Source organism: Brevibacterium sediminis (genome assembly GCF_013623905.1).
GTDB lineage: Bacteria > Actinomycetota > Actinomycetes > Actinomycetales > Brevibacteriaceae > Brevibacterium > Brevibacterium sediminis.
Window position 1 is genome coordinate 250,434 of record NZ_JABKDD010000004.1, and the last position, 24,883, is coordinate 275,316.

Genomic DNA, 24,883 nt, shown 5'->3' on the forward strand with positions numbered 1-24,883 from the left:
GCAGCGATTACGAGAAGCGAAGAGTTTGAGATACTGAAACTCGACCCGGTTCAGGTGAGAATGAAGCCTGAAGCTCGGGTGAGACAAGCGGAGGACATACATGAGTGAACCCAAGGTGCTGTCGGGGCGTTACGAAGTTCGTGCGCTCCTCGGCCGTGGGGGCATGGCAGAAGTGCATGAGGGCGTCGACAATCGTCTCGGCCGTCGCGTGGCCATCAAACTTCTGCGCTCCGATCTCGCCCGCGATCCGTCGTTCCACACCCGCCTCAAGCGCGAGGCCCAGTCCGCGGCCGGTCTCAACCATCCCGGAATCGTCTCCGTCTACGATTCGGGTGAAGAGGAATTCGTCGAATCCGGCGGCTCGTCGGTGTCCGTTCCGTTCATCGTCATGGAATACGTCGAGGGCCAGACCCTGCGCGAAGTCCTCAATGAGCACGGCACACTCACCGTCGACGAGGCACTCAACGTCATCGCCGGGGTCCTGGCTCCGCTCGAATACTCCCACCGCAACGGCATCGTCCACCGCGACATCAAACCCGCGAACGTCATGCTCACCCCTGAGGGTGACATCAAGGTCATGGACTTCGGCATCGCCCGGGCGCTCAAGGACAATTCGGGACTGACGCAGACCCAGTCGGTGGTGGGCACCGCCCAGTACCTCTCCCCCGAGCAGGCCCGCGGCGAAGTCGTCGACGCCCGTTCCGACCTGTACTCGACCGCCTGCCTGCTCTACGAGCTGCTGGTCGGTCGTCCCCCGTTCGTCGGCGATTCCCAGTTGGCCGTGGCCTACCAGCACGTGGGAGAGACTCCGCAGCCGCCGAGCTTCTATAACTCGAACATCCCACCGGCCGTCGACCGGCTCCTCCTCCACGCTCTGCTCAAGGACCGCGACGCCCGCTACCAGGACGCCTACACCTTCCGCGAGGACGTGCTCGCCGCCCGCGACGGCCGTCCCATGAGCTTCGAGGACGATGTCGAGGCCACGCAGGCGTATCCGATGATGGCCCCGCCCATGACCGCTCCGATGGCTCATGCCAACGAGGCCGAGCCCACTCCCGAAACCGGGCCGGTATCGGCGATCATGACCAATCAGGAGGAGCGTCCTCCGCAGAAGCGGTCGCGCGCCTGGGTCTGGATCGGCAGCATCTTCGTCCTCCTCGCCCTGGCCGCCGTGGCCCTGTGGGTGTACGAGATCAACAAGCCGCCGGAGGTCATCGAGGTTCAGGTCACGGATGTGGCGAACATGGACGCCGATGAGGCCGAATCCGCGCTCATCCAACAGGGCCTGCGAGTCGACCGCGACGAGAAATACAGCGCAGAGGTCGATGAGGGCAAGGCGATCGAAACCGACCCGCCGGGCGGTCAGACCGTGGAGAAGGACAGCGTCGTCAAGCTGATCATCTCCTCGGGCCCCGAGTCCGTGAAGGTCCCCGACGTCTCCGGCAAGACCGAGGAGGAGGCGCGGAAGATCATCAACGACGCGAAGCTGCAGGCCGGCACCCATATCCCCCAGAATTCCCCGGACGTTGAGAAGGGCGTCGTCATCGAGACCAAACCCGGCGACGGTCAGGAAGTCGACGTCGATTCGAATGTCGATCTCGTCGTATCCTCTGGCATGGTCGAGGTCCCCGATGTCACCGGCCAGAGCGCCGAGGAGGCCTGCAAGACCCTCGAGGGCGATGAGTACCAGCTCAAGTGCAAGACCGAAGAGGTCGAGACCGCTGACCACGATGAGAAGAAGGTCTTCGAACAGTCCGCGACCGGCGGAAGCGACGTCAAGCAGGGCTCGGAGATCACCGTGAAGGTGGCCAAGAAGCCACCGGAGCCGGAGCCGTCGCCGTCGATCCCGTCGGTCCCCGGTGGAATCCCGACCGCTCCCGGCGACGACGGCGGAGACAACGGAGACGAAGGCGATAAGGACAAGAAGGACAAGGATTCGATGGGCGGAGGGCTCTTCGACAACTGGTCCGAAGGCATCATCGGCAACTGAGCTCTCAGCGCACAGCGGCCGGGTCAGTCATCGACTGTCCCGGCCGCTGTCGTCTCCGGTGTGTGTCTGTGGACGTCGGTGACGCCGTTCCTCACTCCAAGGTGAGGAACAGATCGGTGCGCATATCGGCGGGATCCGCCTCGGGGCTGGGTTCGGTGACATAGAGTTCGATGAACGGCAGTCCCGGACGATGCCCGGCCGCCACCGCGTCCTTGAGCAGCTGCGCCCAGGATTCCCCGAGGCCATCGTATCCGCCGAGGTGGCTGCGCACGGCCATGGAGCCGCCGGGCAGCTCCGCGGGGATGACGATATGACCGCCGGCGATCGGCTGCGCATTCGTCAGCCCCGCCGAGGTGGGGATCCCGACCTGCAGATCCACCGTTTCGCTCGGCTGTCGAGTGTAGAGGGCGAAGGCCGGTCCCGCGGGTTCGAGGCCCGCTTCGGAGAGCACGGGGAAGAGACCGGAGAACGTGGCATCGAAGAGTTCCGGCAGGTCTGACATGTGCACTTCACGCGCCTCGACGACCGCCGCCGGAGTGGCAGGGACCTCGATGACGGTGAGTTCGGTGAACGGTTCGTCGCGCAGATAGGTCGGTTCTGACATCGTCGGTGTCTCCTGTTCGTCGGCAGTGCACGGCTCCTGAGGCCATGCACGGATCCCGGCGCGGATTCGGATCATCTGAGCACAGGGATCACTGTGCTCACGATCATAACGATGAGCCGCCTCGGCGAGAACCCTGAGAACAGGGATCGGCGGGAATTCTCAGGCGATCGCGGTCGCCAGCGGCGACATGCCTGCCGCCGCCTGGGCGGCGCCTTCGAGACCGCACACCTCGAGCCAGTTGCCGAGCATGAGGTATCCGTGTTCTGTGAGCACGGACTCGGGGTGGAACTGGACGCCGAACATGGGCTTCTCCCGGTGTTCGATGGCCATGACGATGCCGTCGTCGGTGCGGGCGGTGACGGCGAACTTCTCGAGGTCGAGGGTCTCGTCGACGATCGCCAGCGAATGGTAGCGGGTAACTGTCAGCGGACTCGGGCAGCCGAAGAAGATGCCTTCGCCGTCGTGGGTGATGACCGAGGTCTTGCCGTGCATGAGCACGGGAGAATGGGTGACCTCGGCGCCGAACACCTCGCCGAGTGCCTGATGGCCCAGGCAGACGCCGAACACGGGCATGCCAGCTGTCTCCGCCCAGGACAGAAGGGGCGGGCAGACCCCGGACTCAGCGGGCACGCCGGGGCCCGGGGACAGGAGCACGCCGTCGTAGGTGCTCACGGTCTCCGCGATCGCGGAGGCGGAGATGTCGTCGTTGCGGACGACGTCAACATCCGCGCCGAGCTCACGCAGATAGGACACGAGCGTGTAGACGAAGCTGTCATAGTTGTCGATGACGAGGATCTTTGTCATTGTCCGCCTTCGGTCACTGTGGCGTTGTTGAAGGGCATGTACGGGGCGATCACGGGGAAGACGTACTGCATGAGCAGGAGGACGACCGCCGCGATGAGGATGAGGGCGAGGATGAGCTTGACCACCCAGTTGCCCGGGAGGATCCGCCAGATGAATGCGTACATATCAGGCACCGCCGTTCTTGCTGACCTTGTCATAGGCCTTCGAGTCCTTGATGTTGTCCGGTGCTCCGTCGCTGGCCGGCGTCCAGTCCGTGAGTTCGGCGTAGGCGACGTAGCGTTCCCGGGCGGAGAACATCGGGTTGCAGGCCGTCATCGTCAGGATCCGGTCCTTGCCCTTGAAGTCGGGTGCGTCGGGCACGGGCGAGAGCACTTCGACGGCGTCGGGGAGGATGATGTCGAAGTTGCGGAAGGTGTAGGTGTAGAAGCCGTCCTTCGTCTGGACGATGATCTCATCGCCCGGGCGCAGGTTCGCGATCTGGTTGAGCGGCTTGCCGTAGGTCACGCGGTGGCCGGCGATGGAGAAGTTCCCGACTTCGCCCGGCATCGCCGAGTTCGGGTAGCGGCCCACGCCCATCCGGTTGAGCACGGGTTCGAGATCGACGCCCTCGGCGACGGTGCGGTAGTAGTCGTCGCCGAAGCGCGGGATGTAGAAGATGCCGAAGGCCTCGTTCTTGCCCACGGGATCGGAGACCACGGGCTCGTCCGGGTCATCGGGCAGCTCGTTCGGATCCTGGTTCGCCCAGTCCTGAGTGAGTTCGTCGGCGAGCACTTCGTTGTCGCGGTTGGCCTGGATGTCCGTCCACCACAGCTGCCAGACGACGAAGAGGATGAGGACGAGACCGGCCGTGATGCACAGTTCGCCGAAGGTGCGCACGGTCCCGCGGATCGGACCGAGCGGTTCCTTCTCCACGGGCTGACGTCGCCGCTGACGGCGGGTCTGAGGCCGGCCCTGCGGTTGAGGTGCGGCCTGAGGTTGGTGTTGATCTTCGCCGAGGTGGCCATGCGTCTGCGGTCCACCGTGACCCTGCGGGACCGCGGGCATGGCCTGGGTGGCCTGAGCGTGCGTCGAATGGGGCTGTTCGTAGACGGGCGGGGCGTCGGAGTAGACGGCGGTCGGTTCGCCCTGGGCCGCAGCGGCTTCGGCTTCCCTGCGTCGCAGCTCGCGTCGGCTGGGCAGCGGCTGATCGCCGCCGGCACCGGAACCACCTGCAGACTGATCGGCGGAGTGACCGAGCTGCTGGTCACCGTAGTCAGATGGAGCCTGCCGTCTCTGAGCAGGACGGATAGTGGGTCGCGAGGGCGGATTCACGCCCGGCTCGTTACCCGAGGAGGAACTATTCACCACTTCTGCTCCGTGACTGTCACTGCATTGTCGGGGGCCGTCGAAGAAGACAGGCGGGGACACCCCTATGCACTTTATCCTATGAGAATCATCGTCCGGGGCGCGCTCGGGGCGCTTTCAGGGTAGTCGGAGTTTTTCACTGTGACCCCCGCCCCGAGTAGACTGGTCTGCGATCGTCCCCAACCATTCATTCGGCGACCCCAACGACGGTCGGCCGACAAAGGAGTACTTGTGGCCAAGTCCAAAGGACGCCCCCAGCGCACTTCTCGCACTTCGTCGGCGGCCAAGGCGAAGCAGGCCGAATCCGCAGAAACGGTCGAAGCGACCGAGATCGAGGAACTCGAGACCGAATCGCTCGACACCGATGTCGCCGAAGCTGCCGACACCGAGTCGGATGCGACGGAGTCTGCTGCGGATGACCTGAAGGACGATTCCTCGGATGAGGACGCAGAGGACTCCGAGAAGGCTTCCGCGAAGGACTCAGCGACCGCGGCCGCCGGGAAGAAGGACAAGGCGTCGACGGACGAGAAGTCGGCCACGAAGTCCGACTCGGCCAAGGATGCGAAGTCGGCCAAGGATGCGAAGTCGTCGAAGACCTCGGACTCCAAGACCTCAGGATCGAAGGCCTCTGATTCCAAATCATCGGCCTCCAAGACAACCGGCTCGAAAGGTGCGGCCGCCAAGCGCACGGCCCGGTCGGGCAATCCCGCCAAGCGCCCCCAGGGTCGCAAGACGGCGAGCTACACCTCGACCTCGGGCCAGCAGACCATCAAACCGAACCCGAGCTGGTTCCTGCCGGTCCTCATCGGCCTCCTGCTCATCGGTCTGATCTGGCTCGTCACCTTCTACATCACCCAGGGCGCTCTCCCCGTCGAAGCGTGGGGCAACTGGAACATCCTCATCGGCTTCGCCTTCTTCGTGGCGGGTCTGATCATGTCCACACGCTGGCGGTAGCCGACCCCGGCCGCAATCGCTGACGATTGTCTGGTCGATCCGCGGTGATTCTGAGCTCGGAATCACCGCGGATCGACCAGACAATCTGCATTCACCGGTCCACGCTCGCACCAGCAGCGGCGCCCCGCTCGCACCGGCAACGGCGCCCCGGCATCGACAATCCACAAGCGCCGAGTTATACCCAAGCCGGGTGCGTCGCTTGTGGAAAACTTAATTTAAGCCTCTGACCAGGCTAAACACACAGGTGTAAGTTATCCACGTTGTGGATAGAGCTTGTGGACAAAGAATTTTCCACTGCAGAGTGCACACAAAACGGCTTTTGTCTGGTAAAAGCCTGATAGCGCCTGTGCGACTTCGCCCAGCAGACGAAAACGTCGCACTCTGCGACTGAGTCCAGGGCCTCAGCCGAGTTCGGAATTCGAGCTCCTAGCTCAGGGCAGGGCTGAGAGGCCGGCCAGCTTCCACGCTCCGCCGGCCGCCAGGAGCACCACCAGACCGACCGCGGTCGACGTGAACACGAGCGTCCGTGAGCGCTGTGGCCCGAGCAGCCCCGCACACCCGAGCACGAACCCGGTGAGCAGACCGCCGAGGTGGGACTCCCAGGACACGCCCGCGACGAGGAATCCATAGCCGAAGTTGAGCGCCACGAACACGAGCACCCCGGCGATGTTCCGGTCGAGCCGACGGGTCGGGGCCAAGAGGACACCGACGATCGCGAACACCGCACCCGAAGCACCGATATGATGCGTCACCCAATCGACGCCGAGGGGATCGGCCAGCAGGAGCACCATGGCCGAACCACCCGCAGTGCCGATGATGTAGACGGCCAGGAACTTCCAATGCCCCAGCGCCCGCTCGACGAAGGATCCGAAGAAGAACAGTCCGATCATGTTCGCCAGCAGATGGAACGGTGAGGGCTCCTCGTGGACGAGGGCGACCGTGAGCACCCGCCACGGCTGTTCGATCGTGAGTGCGGGAACGAAGCTCAGTCGGCGCAGCAGGTCGAGGCCGGGAATGAGCTCCGCGAGGAACGCCACGATGGTGACGATGAGGAGTATGCGGGTGATCAGCGGCGGGGATGCAGAGAGGGCCCGGCCGGTTTCCCGTGCCGAGCCCTCCTCAGGTGTGTCCATCACACCATGGTACTCAGTGGTCCTCTACGGACAGTGACTCACTTCGCGGTGACGTCAACCTTCTCGATGACGACCGGCTCGACCGGCTTGTCCATCGCAGCGGTGCGCACACCCTCGATCTCGTCGACGACCCGCTGCGAGGCTTCATCGGCAACCTCCCCGAAGATGGTGTGCTTGCCGTTGAGCCAAGGGGTCTCGGCGGTGGTGATGAAGAACTGCGAGCCGTTGGTGCCGCGTCCCATCTGCTTGCCGGCATTGGCCATGGCCAGCAGGTACTTGCGGTCGAACTGCAGTTCGGGGTGGATCTCGTCGTCGAAGGTGTAGCCGGGTCCGCCGGTGCCGGTGCCCAGCGGGCAGCCGCCCTGGATCATGAAGTTCGAGATGATGCGGTGGAAGCCGAGTCCGTCGAAGAACGGGCGCTTGGTCGGCTCGCCGGTCGAGGGATCGGTGAACTCACGCTCACCCTGGGCGAGTTCGACGAAGTTGGCCACGGTCTTCGGAGCATGATTGCCGAAGAGGTTGATGGTGATGTCACCGTGGTTGGTGTGCAGGACTGCGGTATGTGTCGAAGCTGTAGTCATGCCTTCATTCTTCCACGCCGAGGCGGCGAATGCAGTTTCGCACCAGGTCCATTGCCCAACCTGTCAGGCGATCCGCAGACAATTCGATGACATCCGCTGTCCACAGGGTTGCCCCTAGGCCGTAGACTGGTCAATGATCACCTGACCACCGACATCTAAGGATTGGGAACTGTTTATGTCGAAGAAGCCCACTCGAGATCAGCTCACTTCGAAGCTCGATTCCGCGAAGCAGACGTCGCTCCGAGTCCTGGCAGATGCCAGCGAGAACGCGGCCCCTAAGCTGCGTGAGGCCGCAGACAAGGCTCGCCCCCAGGTCGAGGCGCTGGCCGGCAAGGCCGAAGAGTTCGCTGAGAAGGCGCGTCCGCAGGTCGAAGCTCTCGCCGACAAGGCCAATGATCGGGTCCACGACTGGGCCGACAAGCTCGAGTCCTACCGCCCCGAAGCCACCGAACGCGCCGGCAAGTTCGCATCGAACGCCGCGACTTCGCTGTCCGCTGCCGAGACCCCGAAGCTCATCGATGACCTGGCTGTCCGCCTCACCGGTGACAAGAAGGCCATGAAGAAGGCACGCAAGGCTCTCGCCAACGCCGGCAAGCGCATCGAGAAGGACACCGCCCGCAAGTCCGGTGGCGGAAAGGCCGCACTTGTGTGGACCCTCGTCATCGGTTCGGCCGCCGGAATCGGCTACTACGTGTGGAAGAAGGCCCAGCCGGTCGAGGATCCCTGGTCGACCCCGCTGCCGAACAACCGTCCCGCCGATGCCCGTCCGGTCGGTTCGACCCCGGCTTCGCGCCAGGCCGCGGCCACCGAGGTCTCGCAGACCGCTGTGCCCTCGACCAAGGCTGAGGCCGCGGACGAGGTCCCCGCACCGAAGCCGGCCGTCAAGCCTGCCGAAGGCTCCGACGCCAAGCACTGAGTCACTGACGACTGATCAGTGACGCTGTTCAGTCACCAGGCGAATCCACGGATTCGCATGACCGTCACCGAGGCGGCCCACCGTTACGGTGGGCCGCCTCGGTGTTTCTGTGCGCGCCGACTCCTTATTGCTACCTGACGGCGGCCCAGCAACCTGGCGCGAGGTTGCTGGGCCGCCGTCAGGTAGTAATTAGGGAGGGCAAGCCTATTCGGGGTCGAGGACCTCGCGCCCACCGCGGGGGAAGCCTCCGGCACGGCGGGCGGCCACGAGACCGGTGATCGTGAATGCGAGGGTTGCGGTGAGGATGAGCAGCAGCGGTGCCGTCCACCCGCCGGTCGCGGTGTTGAGCCAACCGGCGAACGGCGGAGCCAAGGTCGCTGCGAGGTAGCCGCCGAACTGCACGCGCGCCGATGCTGACGCGGTCTGGGCGTCGCTGCCGGCGGTGCGGGCGATGATCGAGAAGATCGCGGTGAACCCGCCGCCCTGGGCGATGCCGCCGGTGGTCGCCCACAGCCAGTACGAACCGGGTGCTGCCAGCAGACCCACGGGCAGCGACAGCCAGAGGACTGCGACGATCGCCACGGGCACCCACGGCTTCGTCTTCACGGCCAACAGCGGCACTCCGAAGGCGCCGAGGATCGCCGCGATCTGGAACAGGGACGCCGTGCCTCCGGCGGCGGTCGGGGCGAGCCCGATCGTGTCGCCGAGGTAGCTCGGCAGCCAGGTCGTCGTCACGTAGTAGGCAGTCGACTGCCCGGAGAACGTGATGATGAGCAGGGCGATGATCACTCGGAAGGAGGCGGGAGCCTCGGCCCACGACTGCTTCGCAGCGGGGGCGGCCGCCTCGGCGAGGGAAGGGTCAGTGGAATCGACGGCCTCCGCGGCAGCGCGGGCGGCCTCCCCCTCGCGGCGCACGCGCACGCGGATGAGCACCATCCAGAAACCGAGCCCGGCCAGGGCGAGAACGCCCCAGGCGGCCAGGGCCCACCGCCAACCGAACGCCGCGGCCAGTGGGCCCGTGCCGATGAGGGTGGCCATCGACCCGACGTTCATCATCGCCGAGTACAGGCCGGTGACCATCGACACCTGTTCCCACGGGACCTCGCGACGGATGATGACGGGCACGACGATATTGCCCAGGGTGATCGCGAGCCCGATGATGCCGGTGCCCACGAGCACGAGCCAGGGAGGGCCGACCGACCGCAGAACTGTGCCCAGCAGGACACCGGACAGACAGGCGAGAACCGTGGCTTCGGCCCCGAGGCGGGTGATGAACTTCCCCGCCAGCGGCGTGGCCAGCGCAAACAGCAGAACCGGCAGTCCGGTGAGCAGACCGAGTCCGGCCGCGCTGAATCTCGTGCCCTCCTGGATGTCGGGCAGGATCGCCGTCGGCGCGATGATCGGGGTGCGCAGGTTGAGGGCGAGGATGACGATGCCCAGAACGATCCAGGGCAGCATCCTCTTCGCGGAGGGCAGGTGAGGTGAACTCACATCCGCTCGGGAACGCGGATGCCGAGCACCCCGAGACCGGCCTGGAGGACCTCGAGCACGATCGCCGAGAGCCGCAGACGGGAGTCGCGCAGCTCTTCGGTCTCGGCGATGAGCACCGGGCACTGCTCGTAGAACGAGGTGAAGGCCTGGGCGAGATCGAACAGGTAGGTGCACAGGCGGTGGGGCGTCGACCCGGCGGCCACCTCGGTGACCACATCGGCGAAGCCGAGGATCGACAGGGCCAGCTCACGCTCGGCCGTCTCTCCGAGACTGATCGCAGCGTTCGCGACCTGGGAGGCATTGACGCCTTCGGCCTCGGCCCTGCGTCCGATCGAACGGATGCGGGCACCGGCGTACTGAAGGTACGGGGCGGTGTTGCCGATGGGGGCGAGCATTCGGTCGAGGTCGAAGGTGTACGAGGTGTCGTGGGCGACGGAGAGGTCGGCGTACTTGACCGCACCGATGCCGACGATGCGCGCAACCTCATCGGCCTCCTCGGGGCCGAAGTCCACGTGTGATTCTGCCAGAGTCGTCTTCGCCCGGGTCACGGCCTCTTCGAGGAGTTCGGCCAGGCGCAGCGGGGCACCGGAACGGGTGCGCAGGATCTTGCCGTCGGATCCGAGCACATTGCCGATCTTCACGTGTTCGGGGCTGAAGGTCTCCGGCAGCCAGCCGGCCGCGCGGGCGACGGTGAAGACCATTTCGAAGTGCATGGCCTGCGGGGTGCCGACGACGTAGAGCGCCCGGTTCACACCGAGGTTGATCGCCCGGTTGCGGACGGCCGCGAGGTCGGTCGTGGCGTAGCCGTAGCCGCCGTCGGACTTGCGGATGATGAGCGGCAGGGGTTCGCCCTCACGACCGGTGAAGCCTTCAGGGAACACGCACAGCGCTCCATCGGAGATCGTGGCCAGGCCCTTCGCCTCGAGCTCGTCGCAGACCTCGGCGAGCATGTCGTTGTAGGTGGACTCTCCGGCGAGGTCGGCGTCGGTGAGGGTGACGTCGAGGAGGGAGTAGATGCGGTTGAAGTACTCGCGGGAGTAGCCGACGAGCGTCGTCCACAGGCCCAGGGTCTCTTCGTCGCCGCCCTGGAGTTTGACGACGCGGGACCGGGAGCGTGTGGCGAAGGCTTCATCGGAGTCGAACTTCGCCCGGGCCGCCTGGTAGAAGGCGTTCGGGTTCTCGGACACTTCGGAGGCCTCGTCGGAGTCGACTCCCACATCGAGGAGGTGCTCGATGAGCATGCCGAAGGGGGTACCCCAGTCGCCGATGTGGTTCTGGCGGATGACCGTGTTGCCGAGGAACTCGTGGGTGCGGGCCAGGGCGTCGCCGACGACGGTGGTCCGCAGGTGCCCGACGTGCATCTCCTTGGCCACATTCGGGGCCGAGTAGTCGATGGCCACGGTCTGCGGGGCATCGTTTTCCGGTGCCGCTGCGGCGCCCCCCGCTTCGAGGGTGGAGGCGAGGAACTCCGGGGTGAAGGTGAGGTTGATGAACCCGGGTCCGGAGATCTCCGGTGCCTCGCACACGCCCTCGAGGTCGAGGTTCTCGACGATCTGTGCGGCGATATCGCGCGGCTTCGACTTCAGCTCCTTGGCCAGCGGCAGGGCCACATTGGCCTGGAAGTCTGCGAACTGGCTGCTGCGGATGACGGGGTCACGTCCGGCGAAGTCCTCACCGAAGGCCTGGGTGAGGGCGGCGGCGAAACGGTCCGTGAGCACAGAAGTCAGAGATGGCATGTGCCCATTCTATTGCCGGGTGCAAGTTGCCTGGGCATCGGTTCCGGCCCGCGGTCGCCGCACTGTCGAGCTTGTAATGTGGGTCACGTGACTTATCTTCGCTATCCCCATATCCAGTCCGATCTCATCACCTTCACCGCCGACGACGATGTCTGGCTCGTTCCCTCCGCCGGCGGCCGCGCCTGGCGGCTGACCTCCGATCATGCGCCGGTCCGGTCACCGAGGATCTCACCCGACGCAGCGCACGTCGCGTTCGTATCGTTCCGCACCGGCCAGGCGGAGCTCATGGTCGCCGAGGTGGCCACCGGGTCCCTGCGTCGGCTCACCTGGTTGGGGTCGAGCGCGATGACGATGCTCGGGTGGGCCGATGCCGCCCATGTCCTCGTCGGCGCGAATGCCGGGGAGTTCGAGGTCCGCAACCATGTCGTGAAGTCCGTGAGCCTCGACGGCGAGGTCGATCGGCTGTCGTTCGGTCGTGCCTCGGGTCTGGCCCGGCACCACACGGGAGTGACCGCTCTGTCGACGCCGTTCTCCCGTCCGCCCGCGCACTGGAAGCGCTACCGGGGTGGGACTGCGCCGAGGCTGTGGCTCGATCGAGTCGGCAGTACGAACGCTGCCGGCATCGGAGATGGATCCGGGGCCCGGTGGCAGCGGCTGCTGCGCGAGGACGAGGCCTCTCTGACCGACCCGCTGTGGGTCGGCGATTCGCTCGTGTTCACCTCGGACCGGGCCGCGACCTTCCCTCACCATGCCGATGAACAGGCGAACCTGTGGATCATCGACGGACTGGCCACCTCGGCGAGTTCGGGTGATGACTCGGTCGAACCACGGCAGCTCACGCACCAGTCCGAGGCCGAGGGCTATGTCCGTGACGCCACGACCGACGGCACCCGCATCGTCTGGCACTCCCGTGGGGAGATCAGGATCCTCGACAGCCTCGACGCCGAGGTCCGCACTCTCGCGGTGACTCTGCCGGGGACTCAGGTGCAGCCGCTCAGTCTCGACCCGAAGACCGGGCTCAACCACATCAGCCCCGACAGAGAAGGCAATGCCTCGGTGGTGGAATGGCGGGGCAAGACCTTCTGGCTCGCCCACCGCGAGGGCCCGGCCCGGGCGCTGTGCGCGGATTCGTCGATCCGCACCCGCGAACCTCTCGTCCTCGGTGACACCGGGTTTGCCACGTACATCACCGACGTCGAAGGGGAGGACGCGATCGAGGTCGCGTCCGTGACCGGGGACAAGCCGCCTCGGCGAATCGGGGCCGGAGCCCTGGGACGGGTCCTGCACCTGAAGGCGGATCCGGCGGGGAAGATGCTCGCCACGATCTCCCACGACGGGTCGATCCGGACCGTCGATGTGGGCAATGGTCGGACGCGTCTGGTCGGGCATTCGGGACACGGCGAGGCGCGCGATCCGCGGTTCTCACCCGATGGGAAGTACCTCGTGTGGTCGCAGCCGACGCAGGGTGAGGAGCTGCTCGCGCAGCTGATGATCGCCGAGGTGAAATCGGATCGCGAGGCCCAGCCGCTGACGACGGGCAAGTTCAATGACTTCTCGCCGACGTTCACCCGTGATGGGAAGTTCGTCGCTTTCCTCTCTGATCGCACCTTCGATCCCTCGTACAACCAGCATTCCTTCGATCTGTCGTTCAACGGCGTCACCCGACCGTGGCTGCTGCCCTTGGCCGCCGATGAACCTGCGCCCTTCGGACCGAGCGCCGGCGGATGGGCGATCAGCGAGGTCACCGAGGAGGCGAAGTCCGAGCGCGGTCGCGGGGACAAACCCGCCGCCACCGTCGAGGTCGAGCTCGAGGGAGCTGAAGAGCGCATCGTGCCGTTCCCGGTCGCCTCGGGGGTCTTCCGGGATCTCGAATCCGCTGAGGGAGGACTCGTCTGGCTGCGCACCGGCGACGTCGAAGCCGGTGAGCTCGGCACCGGACGGGCCGGAGATGCCGGTGAGAAACCCGCCGAGGTGGTCCAGTACTTCGACTTCGCCAAGCGGAAGGTCAGCACCGTCGTCGACAAGGCCGACGAGTATGAGATCTCCGGAGACGGCAAGCTGCTCGTCGTGCGCAGCGACGGTGCGATCAGCGTGGTCCCGGCGAACCGGAAAGTCGAGGCCGACGATGATGACAACATCTCCGTCGATCTCTCGCGTCTGCGATTCGAGCTCGACCGCCGGGCCGAATGGCTGCAGATGTTCGAGGAGAACTCCCGGATCATGCGCGATCACTATTGGCGCGAGGACATGAACGGGGTCGATTGGGAGTCGGTGACGCTGCGCTGGCGTGCTGTGGCCGCCAAGGCGCTGACTCATGACGACCTCGTCGACGTGCTGTGGGAAACCGTGGGCGAGCTCAACACCTCCCACGCCTATGTCAGCCCGCCTTCTGGGCTCGGCGATGGGTCGATGAAGCTCGGATTCCTCGGTGCGGATCTTGAGCGGAGCGCTGAGGGTTGGACGATCTCTCGCATCCTTCCCGGTGAGAGCAGTGAACCGGGGGCGAGGTCGCCGCTGCGCCAGGCCGGAGTCGGAGCGCAGCCCGGCGATGTCATCGTTGCTGTCAATGGTCAGCCCGTCGACGAGGCGGCCGGTCCCGCCGCTCATCTGCAGGGGGCCGCGGACACGATCGTCGAGCTGACTCTGCGCCGCGGTCGCAAGGACCGCGCGGTCGCCGTGATTCCACTGCCCACCGAGGAGAAGCTGCGCTATCAGGATTGGGTGCGCTCCCGCCGGGAGTATGTGGCCGAGAAGTCATCCGGCCGCATCGGCTATGTGCATGTCCCGGACATGACCTCCTACGGGTGGGCGCAGATGCACCGGGATCTGCGGCAGGCCATGGGCTGCGAGGGCGTCATCGCCGATGTGCGGTTCAACCGAGGCGGGCACACGAGTGCTCTGGTGGCCGAACGCTTCGCCGATCAGGTGGTTGCCTGGGGTGCGGCTCGCAGCTATGACCAGATGGACCGGGACCCCGAGGATGCTCCGCGCGGCCCGGTGGTGTTCGTGGCCAATGAGTTCTCCGGCTCCGACGGCGACATCATCAACGCGCGCGTGCAGGCCAAGGGCATCGGCCCAGTGATCGGCGTGCGCACGTGGGGCGGAGTCGTCGGCATCGACGGTCGCTACGATCTCGTCGATGGCACCGGAGTGACGCAGCCGCGCTATGCCTTCTGGATCGAGGGCAAGGGCTGGAGTGTGGAGAACTATGGAGTCGACCCCGATATCGAGGTCGAGCACGATCCCGGTCAGCTCTTCGCCGCCGACGATCCGCAGCTCGACCGCGCCATCGCCGAGGTGTTCGCCGGGCTGCAAGCCCATCCCGCCGCCCAGGCTCCGGAGTTCCCACCCCCGCGCGTGCAGCCGCTGAAGAAGGACGGCGCCGGGGTCCCCGAAGCCCCCGCCGAGGACTGACCCACCAACCCCTCCACCTGCCGGTAGGGCTTGGCCCCGCCACCTGCCGACGACCGCACTGCGTTCCAGCCATCAGTTCGCGTCCTGATGGCTGGAACGCAGTGTGGTCACGGGCCCAGCCACCTCGTGCAGCTTCATCGACTTTTGATCCAGTCATCGGGAGAAAACTCGATGACTGGATCAGAACCCGATGACGAACCGAACGAAACTCGATGCGTGCCGGCTCTACCGCTCGGTCGGGGTCAGGGCCCACACGGCGAAGGCGAGCAGCACGAATCCCGAGATGACGCCGCTGATGACCGGGATGAACGCCGGAGCCGCCGCGAAGAAGGCGATGAACCCGCCGATTCCGCAGAGGGTCACGACGGTGGCGAGCACGTGGAAGCGGTCGAGCCCGAACACGCGGCCGAGCGCATAGAAATGAGTGCCGACGACCACGGCCACCCACGCCACTCCGAGCTCCGGATGGCCGAGGCTCGTGAGCAGTCGGGCTCCGGCGAACAGGAGAACCGCCTCGATGAGCACGATGATCCAGTAGGCGCGACCGAACGGCGGTTCCCGACGACCACGGGTCCCCGATTCGCCGAGGCGGCCGCCTCCACCACGGTTCCGCAGCAGTCCGCGAACCGCGAGGACCGCGATGCCGGCGAAGACGATGACGCCGACCGCGATAACGAGTGTGCGCCCCAGGGTCGAGAACTGGCCGGTGTTGATGATGAGGAACAGCAGCCCGAAACCAGCGCCGATGAGCGCCCCGATCTCCGCACCGTCCGCTGTCCGCCGGGTGCTGAGTCCTGTCTTGTGGTCCGGGTCGGGTGCTTCTGCGGTCATCGTCGTCCGTCTCTCGTCGTCATCGTCAGTCACTCCCGACCCATTGCCGGGAGTTCGGATCGGCCGACACCTGAGCAGTGCATTCTGTCGGCACCCTTGCCGGCAACATTCTTCCACCAGTGCACCGTCGCTCCGATGCGGACGGACGAAACTCGGCGAACTCACAAGAATCTTCCGGCACCGCGACTCTTGACCTCGTTCATGAACTGATGTTCACTAGGTGTGAACATAGATTCATTTTTCGTTCGAGGAGGCAACGATGCCAACATCCACCAGCCCGACTCAGCAGACCGCAGCCACGGATTTCGACGACATCCTCTACGTGGTGGAAGAGACCTTCGCGGTCATCACGATCAACCGGCCCGATTCCTTCAATTCGTTCCGGTCGCAGACCGTCGACGAACTCATCGAAGCCTTCACTCTCGCCTGGGGCGACAACCGCGTCCGTTCGATCATCCTCACCGGTTCCGGGCAGAAGTCCTTCTGCGCCGGCGGCGACGTCAAACAGAAGGCGCAGACCGGCGACTACGGCCCCAGCCGCTACGGCATGTTCCGCATCTCCGAACTCCACAAGGTCATCCGCTCGGTGCCGAAACCGGTGATCTCCGCGGTCAACGGTGTCGCCATCGGCGGCGGAAACGTGCTCACCACCCTCTGCGACATCACGATCGCGGCCGCACACGCGCGCTTCGGCCAGGCCGGCCCCAAGGTCGGATCCTTCGACGCCGGCTACGGTTCGGCTTTCCTCGCCCGGGTCATCGGTGAGAAGCGCGCCCGTGAGATGTGGTACTTCTGCGAACTCATCGACGCACAGAAGGCCGAATCCTGGGGCCTGGCCACCGAAGTGGTCGACGCCGACGAACTCATGCCCCGCGCCAAGGAACGCGCCCGGGCCCTCGGTCTCAAGGCACCGACGGCGCTGCGCTTCCTCAAGCAGTCATTCAACGCCGATTCCGAGATGCAGACCGGCTTCACGAACCTCGCCATGAGCGCCCTCGACCTCTACGCGCACTCCCCGGAATCACACGAAGGAGCGGCCGCCTTCGCGGAGAAGCGCGATCCGGACTTCAGCCGCTTCGACGGCGCGTACTGACCCCCGGCGCCTCGCCGGCACAGATCCCACCTGCACAGACCCTGACAGCACAGAGGATTCCCGTGGACACGACTCTCACCCCCGATACCCAGACCCTGCTCGATGCGGCGGCCGGATTCGAGGAGCGGCTCATCAGCGAGGCCCGCGAACGCGAAGCCGCCGGCCGCATCGGTGCCGATATCACCCGAGAGATGGGCCGTGCCGGTCTCATCGCCCCCGAACTGCCGACCCACCTCGGCGGGACCGGACTGACCAAGGTCACCGCGGGTCTCGTCACCGAGGCCATCGCCCGTGGAGACCTCACCGTCGCCTATATCCAGGTCGTCGGATCCCTCATCGGACAGGTCATCGCCCGCAATGCCAGCACCGAGGTGGCCGCCCACTACTGCCGCCTCATCACAACCGGTGACGAAACGGTGGCCATCGGACTCTCCGAACCCGAGGCTGGTTCGGACGCCGGAAACCCCTCGACCACGGCCCGACGGGACGGCGACGACTGGATCGTCAACGGCACGAAGTCGATGTCGCTGGCCATGACCTCGACGGCAACGGTGATCTTCGCCCGCACCGACCCCGAGGCGGGGCGCGGAAAGGGCATCTCGGCGTTCCTCGTCGACCTCGACGCCCCCGGAGTCACCCGGAACCCCATCATCGACATGGGTCAGGCGGCCGTCGCTCGCGGCAGCGTGGACTTCACCGATGTCCGTGTGCCCGCCGACCACCTCCTCGGCGAGGTCGGTGGAGCATTCACCCAGGTCATGCAGGGATTCGACTTCTCCCGAGCTCTCATCGGACTGCAGTGCACGGGGACTGCGACGCGCGCGATCGAGGATGCCTGGGCCTACGCCAAGGGACGTGAGGCCTTCGATCAGCCGCTGTCGAAGTTCCAAGGGGTCTCCTTCCCCCTGGCCGAGGCGGAGACGAAGATGGCGGCGGCCCGACTGCTATGCCTGGACACTCTGCGCCTCGGCGACGAGGGCCACCCGCACACCTCTCAGGCTGCCATGTGCAAGTGGTGGGCCCCGCTCGAGGCCTACCATGCGGTCCATCAGTGCCTGCTTCTGCACGGACAGAACGGCTACAAACAGGACCGGGACGTCGAGAAACGACTGCGCGACGTGCTCGGCATGCAGATCGGCGACGGCACCGCCCAGATCATGAAGCTCATCATCGCCCGCAACTCCGCCGGTCGCGAATACGCCCCCTGACCGGGTGGAACACCGGCCGACCGGGACGAACACGGGCCGACCGGAGCGAACACCGGTCGACCGGAGCGAACACACCCACCTGACGACGCAGCATCAGACACACGACTGGAAGGACACCACCATGTCAGCACCCACTCAGACCGCACCTCTGACCGATCGCATCATCATCGTCACCGGTGCCGCCTCCGGAATCGGCAAGGGAATCGCGACCCGCCTCGCCGCCGACGGCGCCACCGTCGTCGTCGCCGACCTCGACGCACAGACGGCCGCGAACACCGCCTCGGCGTTGGGGCATGATTCGATCGGGCTCGCCGCCGATGTCACCGACCGTGCGGCCGTGGACGCCATGATCGCCGAGGTGGTCGAGCGCTTCGGACGCATCGACGTCCTCGTCAACAATGCCGGCTGGGACAAGGTCGAACCGTTCATGGAGTCGACGCCGGCGACCTGGCAGCGGGTCATCGCGATCAACCTCCTCGGCACGCTCAACTGCACGCAGTCGGCGGCCGAGCACATGATCGCAGCCGGATCGGGATCCGTCATCAGCATCGGCTCGGACGCCGGCCGGGTCGGGTCGAGCGGGGAAGCCGTGTACTCGGCGGCCAAGGGCGGGATCATCTCGTTCACGAAGACCTTCGCCCGCGAGGTCGCCCGACACGGGATCACCGCGAACTGCGTGTGCCCCGGACCGGCCGACACGCCGCTGTTCGCCGAGATCTCCGCGGACAATCCGAAGCTGCGAACCGCACTGGAGAAGGCGATTCCGATGCGCCGGCTCGCCCGTCCCGAGGACCTCGCGAACGTCGTGGCCTTCTTCGCCCGTCCCGATTCCGCCTATGTCACCGGCCAGACTCTGTCCGTCTCCGGCGGACTGACGATGGCCTGAGCATCACAACCGTCGCCCGGCGGCGACAGTTGTCAGCACGACCACCAGCTCCACCCGAGTCACAGGTACGACACCAGAGCAAAGGAGCCCTGCTATGCCCACCCGATTCGAGACCACCCTGACCGACTCCCTCATCGAGGAATTCACCTCATCCGGGGACTGGAAGAACCAGACCCTCCTCGACCACCTCGAGCACTGGAGTGCACAACGACCTGACGCGGTCGTCACCCGCGATCCCTACGGTGCCCACACCTATGCCGAGCTCAGCTCGGATGTCGACACCTGTGCCCAGGCGCTCGTCGACCTCGGGGTCGAACCCGGCGACGTGGTGGGTGTGCAGCTGCCGAACTGGTATGAATGGCTGGTCATCCACCTCGGTGCGATCAAGGCCGGCGCTGTGACCAACGGCCTCATCCCGATCTATCGGGACCGCGAGATCGGGCATATGGCGAAGAAGGCGTCGGTCTCGGTGCTCTTCGTGCCCAATCGCTTCCGAAAGTTCGACTATCCCGATATGGTCGACCGACTGCGTCCGAGCCTGCCGGAGCTGCAGCACACGATCGTCCTCGACACCCCTGGCGAGGCGACCTTCGACGGTCGGGACGGCTTCGAGAGGTGGACGGATTTCCTGGCTCGAGGGGAACGCGACTCAAGCTCGGACGGTTCACGGTCGGCCGCCTCGGCGATCGAATCCATCGCTTGGGACGGCCGGCGCCCGGACCCCAATGATGTCGGACTCATCCTCTTCACCTCGGGGACGACGGGCAATCCCAAGGGTGTGATGCACACGCACAACAACGTGCTAGCGGCCTCGCTGCCGTGGCCGGATCACCTGGGCCTGGACGAGGATTCGGTCATCCACATGGCCTCGACCTTCGGCCATCTCACCGGCTACATGTACGGAGTGTGTCTGCCTCTGCTCATCGGCGGTTCGGGCGTGTTCCAGGACGTGTGGAACGGCGAGGAGTTCGCCCGACTCGTCGCCGAGCACGGAATCCAGCACACATCGGGGGCCACTCCGTTCCTCCACGATCTGCTCGAGGTGGCGAAGTCGACGCAGCACGACCTGTCCTCCCTCAAGCACTTCTGCTGCATGGGCGCCCCGATTCCACGCGTCATGGTCAATGAGGCGCGCACGCTGCTTCCGGAGCTCAACGTCTTCGGCGGCTGGGGACAGACGGAATGCGGGCTGGTGACGATGACGGCGCCGGGCGATTCGGAGGAGAAGGTCACGAGCACCGACGGACGAGCACTGGGCTCGATGAAGGTCCGCATCGTCGATCCCCTCGGGGAACCCGTGCCCGCGGGCGTCGAAGGAAGAATCCAGGTCACGGGCCCATTCCTGTTCGTCGGCTACCTCGATGAACCGGAGCAGACGGCAGACGCCTTCGCAGGCGTTTGGCTCGATACCGGAGACCTCGCCGAAATGGATGCCGAAGGCTTCATCCGGATCGCGGGGCGGTCGAAGGACATCATCATCCGCGGCGGCGAGAACATCCCGGTGGCCTATATCGAGAACGTTCTCTACGAACATCCCGCGGTCTCCCAGGTCGCAGTCGTCGCGGTGCCGCATCCCCGGCTGCAGGAGATCGCGTGCGCAGTCGTGACCCTCAACGAGGGCCACAGCCTGACGATGGACGAGCTGCAGGAGTTCTTCGACGCGAAGGGAGTGGCCAAGCAGTACTGGCCCGAGGCCCTGCAGTGCCTCGACGAGTTCCCTCGCACGCCAAGCGGTAAGATTCAGAAGTTCAAGCTCAGAGAGGAAGTCGCCGCCGAGCATGTCAGCTGAATCCGAAGACCTCAACGCGATCGTCCGCGGTGCCCGCGCGGAATTCCGAGAGCGGCAGATCGTCGACGCCGCCGTGCGTCTGATGCAGGAGAAGGGCACTCATTCGGTGTCCATGCAGGCGATCGCGAGGTCCGGCGGGGTCAGTGTCGGACTGCTGTACAAGTACTTCTCGGACAAGGAGCAGATCGTGCTCGCCGCGATCACCCGCGTCCTCGAGGAGTTCCGTCTCCGTGTCCCTTCCGCCATCGCCGAGGCGGCCGAACCCGTGGACAAGGTCATCGCCGCGTTCACGGAGTTCTGCCGCATCGTCGGTGAACAGAGACATGCGGTCGTGCTCACCTATCAGGTCTCCAGGGCACTGTCGAAGGACGGACTGAAGTCGATCCAGGACCAGGAGCTCGAGACCCTCCAGCCCCTCGTCGACGTCGTCACCGCCGCCGTCGAAGCAGGCGACCTGCGTGGTGTCGATGCTCAGGTGCTCGGGCACGACCTCATGTCGATCGCCCATATGTGGGCGCTCAAGTACTGGTACTTCCAGCGGATCGGGCTCGACCTGGAGACCTATATCGACCGGCAGGTGCGCACGCTTGTGCTGAGCAACCTCAGCGAGGCTGCCCGCCGCTAGGCCACCTCGTGGGGAGTCATCGACTTCTGATCCAGTGATCGCAATATAACTCGATGACTGGATCAGAACTCGATGTGCAACCGTACAGAACCCGATGATTCAGGGGACAGAACCCGATGCCTAGGCAACTGCGGCCCTCTGCTGTGCAGCGCGACCTGGGGGCTGCGCCGCGACTCCGCAGGCGCAGCAGTTCACCGAGCCGGGCTCAGGGGTGCAGGGGGACGCTCGATTCGTCGGTGAGCGCGAGGAAGCCGAAGGTCTCCTGCAGGTACAGGTCGACTGTCTCACTGTCGTGGCCGCTGTAGCCGATCGACAGGTCCTGGCCGAGGTGGAGTTCGTAGTCACCACCGCGGGTGGACACGAGCAGGGCACCTTCGAGCGCCGGCGCCCAGACGATCTCCCCGGCACCGAGCTGGCGCGAGAGGTGATCGCGGATCGGGAAACCGTGGTCGGTCGACTCGGAGACCTTCGTGTATTCGGCCTCCGACAGCAGCAGGCTGTAGGGCCCGTCGACACCGGCCGTGCGCAGACCGGACAGCGCCTGCGCCACCGCGTCCGCATAGTCCTCGACCGCATCGGGCAGGGTCACGGCCGCGTTCGACGAGTTCGGGACGATGCCGCCGATGCCTGCGGAGTCGAGTCCGTGGAGGATAGCTCGGTCCTCGGCCAGGGCGATCGTCGTCGCCGCGTCCTTGATCGGCTGCCAGTCTGAATCGCCGGAGCCGCGCGCAACATCGTCGATGGCCTCACGCGTGACCGTGAAGGGGGCGCGCAGTTCGACGAATTCCTGCACGATGCGCTGTCGAATGTGCAGACTCGACGAATACGACTGCACATCCTTGATATGCCCCGTGGTCACCGAGGAGGTCTCGAAGCCGGTCGGCCCTTCGACGTCGACGATGCGCCGACCGGCGATATTGCGCTTGAAGGTGCGCCGAGCCTCTTCCTCGATCTCCGCCCAGGCCGGGCCGGTGATGGGGGCGAGTTCGCGATAGAGATTGTTCACTGTCGTCTCCTATTCAGGCTGCCGATTCCCAGGCTGCCGTCCGTGGGTGCTGAGGGGTCTGCGTCTGTCGGGTCATCGCTGTCTGTCGGGACATCAGCGAACGAATCATCGTCCGATTCGCCGTCGCTGTCCGATCCGTCGACCTTCGCCGAGGCGGCTCCACCGATCCCGAGTCCCGCCTCGGCGAGCTCCCCGTCGGGATCGTCGAGGAAATCCTGGGACGGGACGAAGAACAGCCCGCCGGTCAGCGCGGTCGAGAAGTCGAGGATCCGGTCGTAGGTGCCCACCGGATCTCCGATGAACATGTTCTCAAGCATCTGCTCGGTCGTCGTCACGTCCGCGGCATAGGCGATGAAATAGGTGCCGTATTCCCCTGATCCGACGGATCCGAAGACCATATTGTCGCGCACGATCTCCCGGTCGTTGCCGTCCTCGTGCTCGATCGAGTTGAGCACGAGGTGCGAGTTCGGGGCCTTGTCCTCCTCGGCGAATTCGACGTCGGAGAGTTTGTGCCTCCCGAAGGCCGCTTCCTGCTCCTCGACGCTGAGTGCGTCCCAGGCGGACATGTCGTGTGTGTACTTCTGAACGATCACAAAGGTGCTGCCCGGATAGCCCGGGGAGCCATCGCCGGGAACGGATCCTGGCCCGGAATCTCCGGCAACGGCGGCAGCGACATCGGGTCCCGCCTCGGCGGAATCCAGGACGGAACCCGGGCCGGAATCCAAAACGGAATCCTCAGCGACGTCATCCGGGTGGCGCAACACGGCGTCGACGGCACCCTGATCCTCGGGATTCTCGGTGCCGTCGACGAAGCCGAGGATGTCGCGTTCGTCGAAATAACGGAAGCCGTGGACTTCGTCGGCGACGTCGACGGCACCCTGCAAAGCATCGCCGATGAGTCGGGCGAGTTCGAAGCACATGTCGATGCGGCGAGCGCGGATGTGGAACAGCAGGTCACCTGGGGTGGACGGCGCCGTGTGGACGTCTCCGCGCTGTTCGATGAACGGGTGGAGACCCCGGGGGCGGGGCGCGGTGAACATCCGGTCCCAGAGGTCGGCGCCGATACCCGTGACACAGCTGAGGTCGGCTTCGCGGGAGCGGAAGCCGACGGTTCGTGTCAGCCCTGCGATCTCGGACAGGAAGTCCTTGGCTCTGCTCTCGAATCCGGGGCGGACAGTGAGGACGAGGAAGATCGCAGACGGCGACGGCGGAACCAGCACCCGTTGCGGACTCTTCCCATCGGGGAATGCCTGCTGCCAGACGGTCACTGCATCATCTCCTCCGCTCGCGGATTCGGCGCGGTGCACCTCGGGACACCAAGGTGACCTGCGTCTCGGAGTCTCCGCTTCACCAGGCGCGATTGGCCACGGTGCCAGCGCCGAAGGTCGACGGGGCACTGCCGCTGTATCCGCGTCGTAGACTCGAAGGGAAGCGAGCGAAAGGAGCGTCAGCCGATGTCCGAGAAGAAGAGCTCCACACACGTGGTCCAGGTCCGCCGCATCTACGACGAAGCACAGAAGTCCGATGGGACCCGGATCCTCGTCGACCGAGTCTGGCCGCGCGGGGTGAGCAAGGACAAGGCCGAACTCGACGACTGGGTCAAGGACGTCGCGCCCTCGACCGAGCTGCGCAAGTGGTACTCCCACGATCCGGAGAAGTTCGACGAGTTCGCTCGCCGCTTCCGCGAGGAACTGAAGAGCGATGATGCCGAGCAGGCCCTCGAGGAGCTGCGTGGGCTCGCGCAGAGGGGGACTCTCACCCTGCTCACCGCGGCCAAGCGCGACGACATCAGCCAGGCCACCATGCTCGCCGAGATCCTCAATGACGGCAAGAAGACGAGTGGCACGAAATCGAGCGGCAAGACAACCGGAACCACCAAGTCCGGAAGCAAGAAGTCGAGCAGTAAGGACGGCGAATGAGCGAGATCACCCCTGACGCCCGCGACTGGACCGATGTCCTCGTCGGCGGCTGCTCCGAATGCGGCTTCACCGGCCATGAAGATCCGACCGGCGTCCCGACCACCCTCGCCGAGGCGGCCGCCACCTGGCAGACGGTCCTGACCAGTGCCGACGCCACCGAACGGCGCAGTCCGAACCGATGGTCGGACGTCGAATACGCCGCCCATATGCGCGATGTCCTCGACGAATTCCGCCGCCGCACCGAGCGCATGCTGGCCGAGTCCGACCCGACCTTGGACAACTTCGATGGCGATGCGGTCGCTCTCGAATCCGATTACGCCCACGCCGATCCCGCCGAGGTGGCCCCCGCCCTCCGCGCGGCCGCCGAGTCCTATGCCGGCCTCCTGTCCCAGGTCAGCGGGGAGGAATGGGAACGTCGCGGCTTCCGCTCCGACGGTCACGCCTTCACCGTCGCCTCACTCACGCTCTACGGACTCCACGAAGTCCGGCACCACCTCGGCGACGTCGGGGCCTGAAAACACGACCGACACGGGGGGGTCGGGGCAGCCGATCCGAAATT

At 65.7% G+C, this 24,883-nt stretch carries 22 protein-coding genes; 11 read left to right on the forward strand and 11 right to left on the reverse strand.

The window, feature by feature from the left end; genetic code table 11:
• Positions 1 to 100: 100 nt before the first annotated feature.
• Positions 101 to 1,990: a Stk1 family PASTA domain-containing Ser/Thr kinase gene (pknB, locus tag HK108_RS08760; protein ID WP_181271200.1), complete on the forward strand. Its 1,890-nt coding sequence runs from the start codon at positions 101 to 103 to the stop codon at positions 1,988 to 1,990.
• A 91-nt stretch (positions 1,991 to 2,081) separates the two neighbouring features.
• Here pknB and HK108_RS08765 read toward each other — a convergent pair whose 3' ends face one another.
• The 4 genes from HK108_RS08765 to HK108_RS08780 all read right to left on the reverse strand — a co-directional run bounded on the left by HK108_RS08765 (position 2,082) and on the right by HK108_RS08780 (position 4,709).
• Positions 2,082 to 2,594: a GyrI-like domain-containing protein gene (locus HK108_RS08765; RefSeq protein WP_139467643.1), complete on the reverse strand. Its 513-nt coding sequence runs from the start codon at positions 2,592 to 2,594 to the stop codon at positions 2,082 to 2,084.
• A 159-nt stretch (positions 2,595 to 2,753) separates the two neighbouring features.
• Complete coding sequence (locus tag HK108_RS08770; protein WP_181271201.1) at positions 2,754 to 3,398, reverse strand: anthranilate synthase component II; 645 nt, start codon at positions 3,396 to 3,398, stop codon at positions 2,754 to 2,756.
• Entirely contained in the window at positions 3,395 to 3,562 is a 168-nt protein-coding gene (locus tag HK108_RS08775; protein ID WP_167443994.1) for a hypothetical protein, read from the reverse strand. The genes HK108_RS08770 and HK108_RS08775 overlap by 4 nt, the downstream gene beginning before the upstream one ends.
• A gap of 1 nt (position 3,563) precedes the next feature.
• Positions 3,564 to 4,709: a class E sortase gene (locus HK108_RS08780; protein WP_229664021.1), complete on the reverse strand. Its 1,146-nt coding sequence runs from the start codon at positions 4,707 to 4,709 to the stop codon at positions 3,564 to 3,566.
• A gap of 264 nt (positions 4,710 to 4,973) precedes the next feature.
• Between HK108_RS08780 and HK108_RS08785 the strand changes: the two genes are divergently transcribed.
• Positions 4,974 to 5,696 carry a cell division protein CrgA gene (locus tag HK108_RS08785; protein WP_181271202.1) on the forward strand — a complete coding sequence of 241 codons (723 nt, stop codon included), beginning with the start codon at positions 4,974 to 4,976 and terminating at the stop codon, positions 5,694 to 5,696.
• Between the two features lie 431 nt (positions 5,697 to 6,127).
• On the opposite strand, the gene HK108_RS08790 is transcribed toward HK108_RS08785, so the two are convergent.
• Together HK108_RS08790 and HK108_RS08795 are read right to left on the reverse strand one after the other, a co-directional pair.
• Entirely contained in the window at positions 6,128 to 6,829 is a 702-nt protein-coding gene (locus HK108_RS08790) for a rhomboid family intramembrane serine protease (protein ID WP_181271203.1), read from the reverse strand.
• A gap of 38 nt (positions 6,830 to 6,867) precedes the next feature.
• Positions 6,868 to 7,410, reverse strand: a complete 543-nt coding sequence (locus tag HK108_RS08795; RefSeq protein WP_139467639.1) for a peptidylprolyl isomerase — start codon at positions 7,408 to 7,410, stop codon at positions 6,868 to 6,870.
• A 175-nt stretch (positions 7,411 to 7,585) separates the two neighbouring features.
• Here HK108_RS08795 and HK108_RS08800 point away from each other — a divergent pair, with 175 nt between their 5' ends.
• A complete protein-coding gene (locus tag HK108_RS08800; RefSeq protein WP_229664020.1) occupies positions 7,586 to 8,326 on the forward strand; it encodes a hypothetical protein in 741 nt (246 codons plus the stop codon).
• A gap of 204 nt (positions 8,327 to 8,530) precedes the next feature.
• Here HK108_RS08800 and HK108_RS08805 read toward each other — a convergent pair whose 3' ends face one another.
• Together HK108_RS08805 and argS are read right to left on the reverse strand one after the other, a co-directional pair.
• A complete protein-coding gene (locus HK108_RS08805; RefSeq protein WP_308423771.1) occupies positions 8,531 to 9,817 on the reverse strand; it encodes an MFS transporter in 1,287 nt (428 codons plus the stop codon).
• On the reverse strand, positions 9,814 to 11,553 hold the full coding sequence (gene argS, locus HK108_RS08810; RefSeq protein WP_181271204.1) for an arginine--tRNA ligase: 1,740 nt from the start codon (positions 11,551 to 11,553) through the stop codon (positions 9,814 to 9,816). Before argS ends, HK108_RS08805 begins: the two co-directional genes overlap by 4 nt.
• An 87-nt stretch (positions 11,554 to 11,640) precedes the next feature.
• Here argS and HK108_RS08815 point away from each other — a divergent pair, with 87 nt between their 5' ends.
• Positions 11,641 to 14,967 carry a S41 family peptidase gene (locus tag HK108_RS08815; RefSeq protein WP_229664019.1) on the forward strand — a complete coding sequence of 1,109 codons (3,327 nt, stop codon included), beginning with the start codon at positions 11,641 to 11,643 and terminating at the stop codon, positions 14,965 to 14,967.
• 225 nt (positions 14,968 to 15,192) lie between these two features.
• Here the strand turns inward: HK108_RS08815 and HK108_RS08820 are convergent, their stop codons facing one another.
• Entirely contained in the window at positions 15,193 to 15,831 is a 639-nt protein-coding gene (locus tag HK108_RS08820) for a hypothetical protein (RefSeq protein WP_229664018.1), read from the reverse strand.
• Between the two features lie 226 nt (positions 15,832 to 16,057).
• Here HK108_RS08820 and HK108_RS08825 point away from each other — a divergent pair, with 226 nt between their 5' ends.
• The 5 genes from HK108_RS08825 to HK108_RS08845 all read left to right on the forward strand — a co-directional run bounded on the left by HK108_RS08825 (position 16,058) and on the right by HK108_RS08845 (position 21,399).
• Positions 16,058 to 16,891, forward strand: a complete 834-nt coding sequence (locus HK108_RS08825) for an enoyl-CoA hydratase-related protein (RefSeq protein WP_181271206.1) — start codon at positions 16,058 to 16,060, stop codon at positions 16,889 to 16,891.
• A 62-nt stretch (positions 16,892 to 16,953) separates the two neighbouring features.
• On the forward strand, positions 16,954 to 18,099 hold the full coding sequence (locus tag HK108_RS08830) for an acyl-CoA dehydrogenase family protein (RefSeq protein WP_181271207.1): 1,146 nt from the start codon (positions 16,954 to 16,956) through the stop codon (positions 18,097 to 18,099).
• Between the two features lie 121 nt (positions 18,100 to 18,220).
• Positions 18,221 to 18,985 carry an SDR family NAD(P)-dependent oxidoreductase gene (locus tag HK108_RS08835; RefSeq protein WP_181271208.1) on the forward strand — a complete coding sequence of 255 codons (765 nt, stop codon included), beginning with the start codon at positions 18,221 to 18,223 and terminating at the stop codon, positions 18,983 to 18,985.
• Positions 18,986 to 19,079: 94 nt separating this feature from the next.
• Positions 19,080 to 20,774 carry an AMP-binding protein gene (locus tag HK108_RS08840; protein ID WP_181271209.1) on the forward strand — a complete coding sequence of 565 codons (1,695 nt, stop codon included), beginning with the start codon at positions 19,080 to 19,082 and terminating at the stop codon, positions 20,772 to 20,774.
• Entirely contained in the window at positions 20,764 to 21,399 is a 636-nt protein-coding gene (locus HK108_RS08845; protein ID WP_181271210.1) for a TetR/AcrR family transcriptional regulator, read from the forward strand. Before HK108_RS08840 ends, HK108_RS08845 begins: the two co-directional genes overlap by 11 nt.
• Positions 21,400 to 21,604: 205 nt before the next feature.
• On the opposite strand, the gene HK108_RS08850 is transcribed toward HK108_RS08845, so the two are convergent.
• Positions 21,605 to 22,405, reverse strand: coding sequence for a family 1 encapsulin nanocompartment shell protein (locus HK108_RS08850; RefSeq protein WP_181271211.1), 801 nt, complete (start codon positions 22,403 to 22,405; stop codon positions 21,605 to 21,607).
• Positions 22,402 to 23,673 (reverse strand): Dyp-type peroxidase, encoded by a 1,272-nt coding sequence (locus HK108_RS08855; RefSeq protein WP_181271212.1) that lies wholly within the window; start codon positions 23,671 to 23,673, stop codon positions 22,402 to 22,404. Before HK108_RS08855 ends, HK108_RS08850 begins: the two co-directional genes overlap by 4 nt.
• A 186-nt stretch (positions 23,674 to 23,859) precedes the next feature.
• Here HK108_RS08855 and HK108_RS08860 point away from each other — a divergent pair, with 186 nt between their 5' ends.
• Entirely contained in the window at positions 23,860 to 24,324 is a 465-nt protein-coding gene (locus HK108_RS08860) for a DUF488 domain-containing protein (protein ID WP_181271213.1), read from the forward strand.
• Positions 24,321 to 24,839, forward strand: a complete 519-nt coding sequence (locus tag HK108_RS08865; RefSeq protein ID WP_181271214.1) for a DinB family protein — start codon at positions 24,321 to 24,323, stop codon at positions 24,837 to 24,839. The genes HK108_RS08860 and HK108_RS08865 overlap by 4 nt, the downstream gene beginning before the upstream one ends.
• Positions 24,840 to 24,883: the final 44 nt, after the last annotated feature.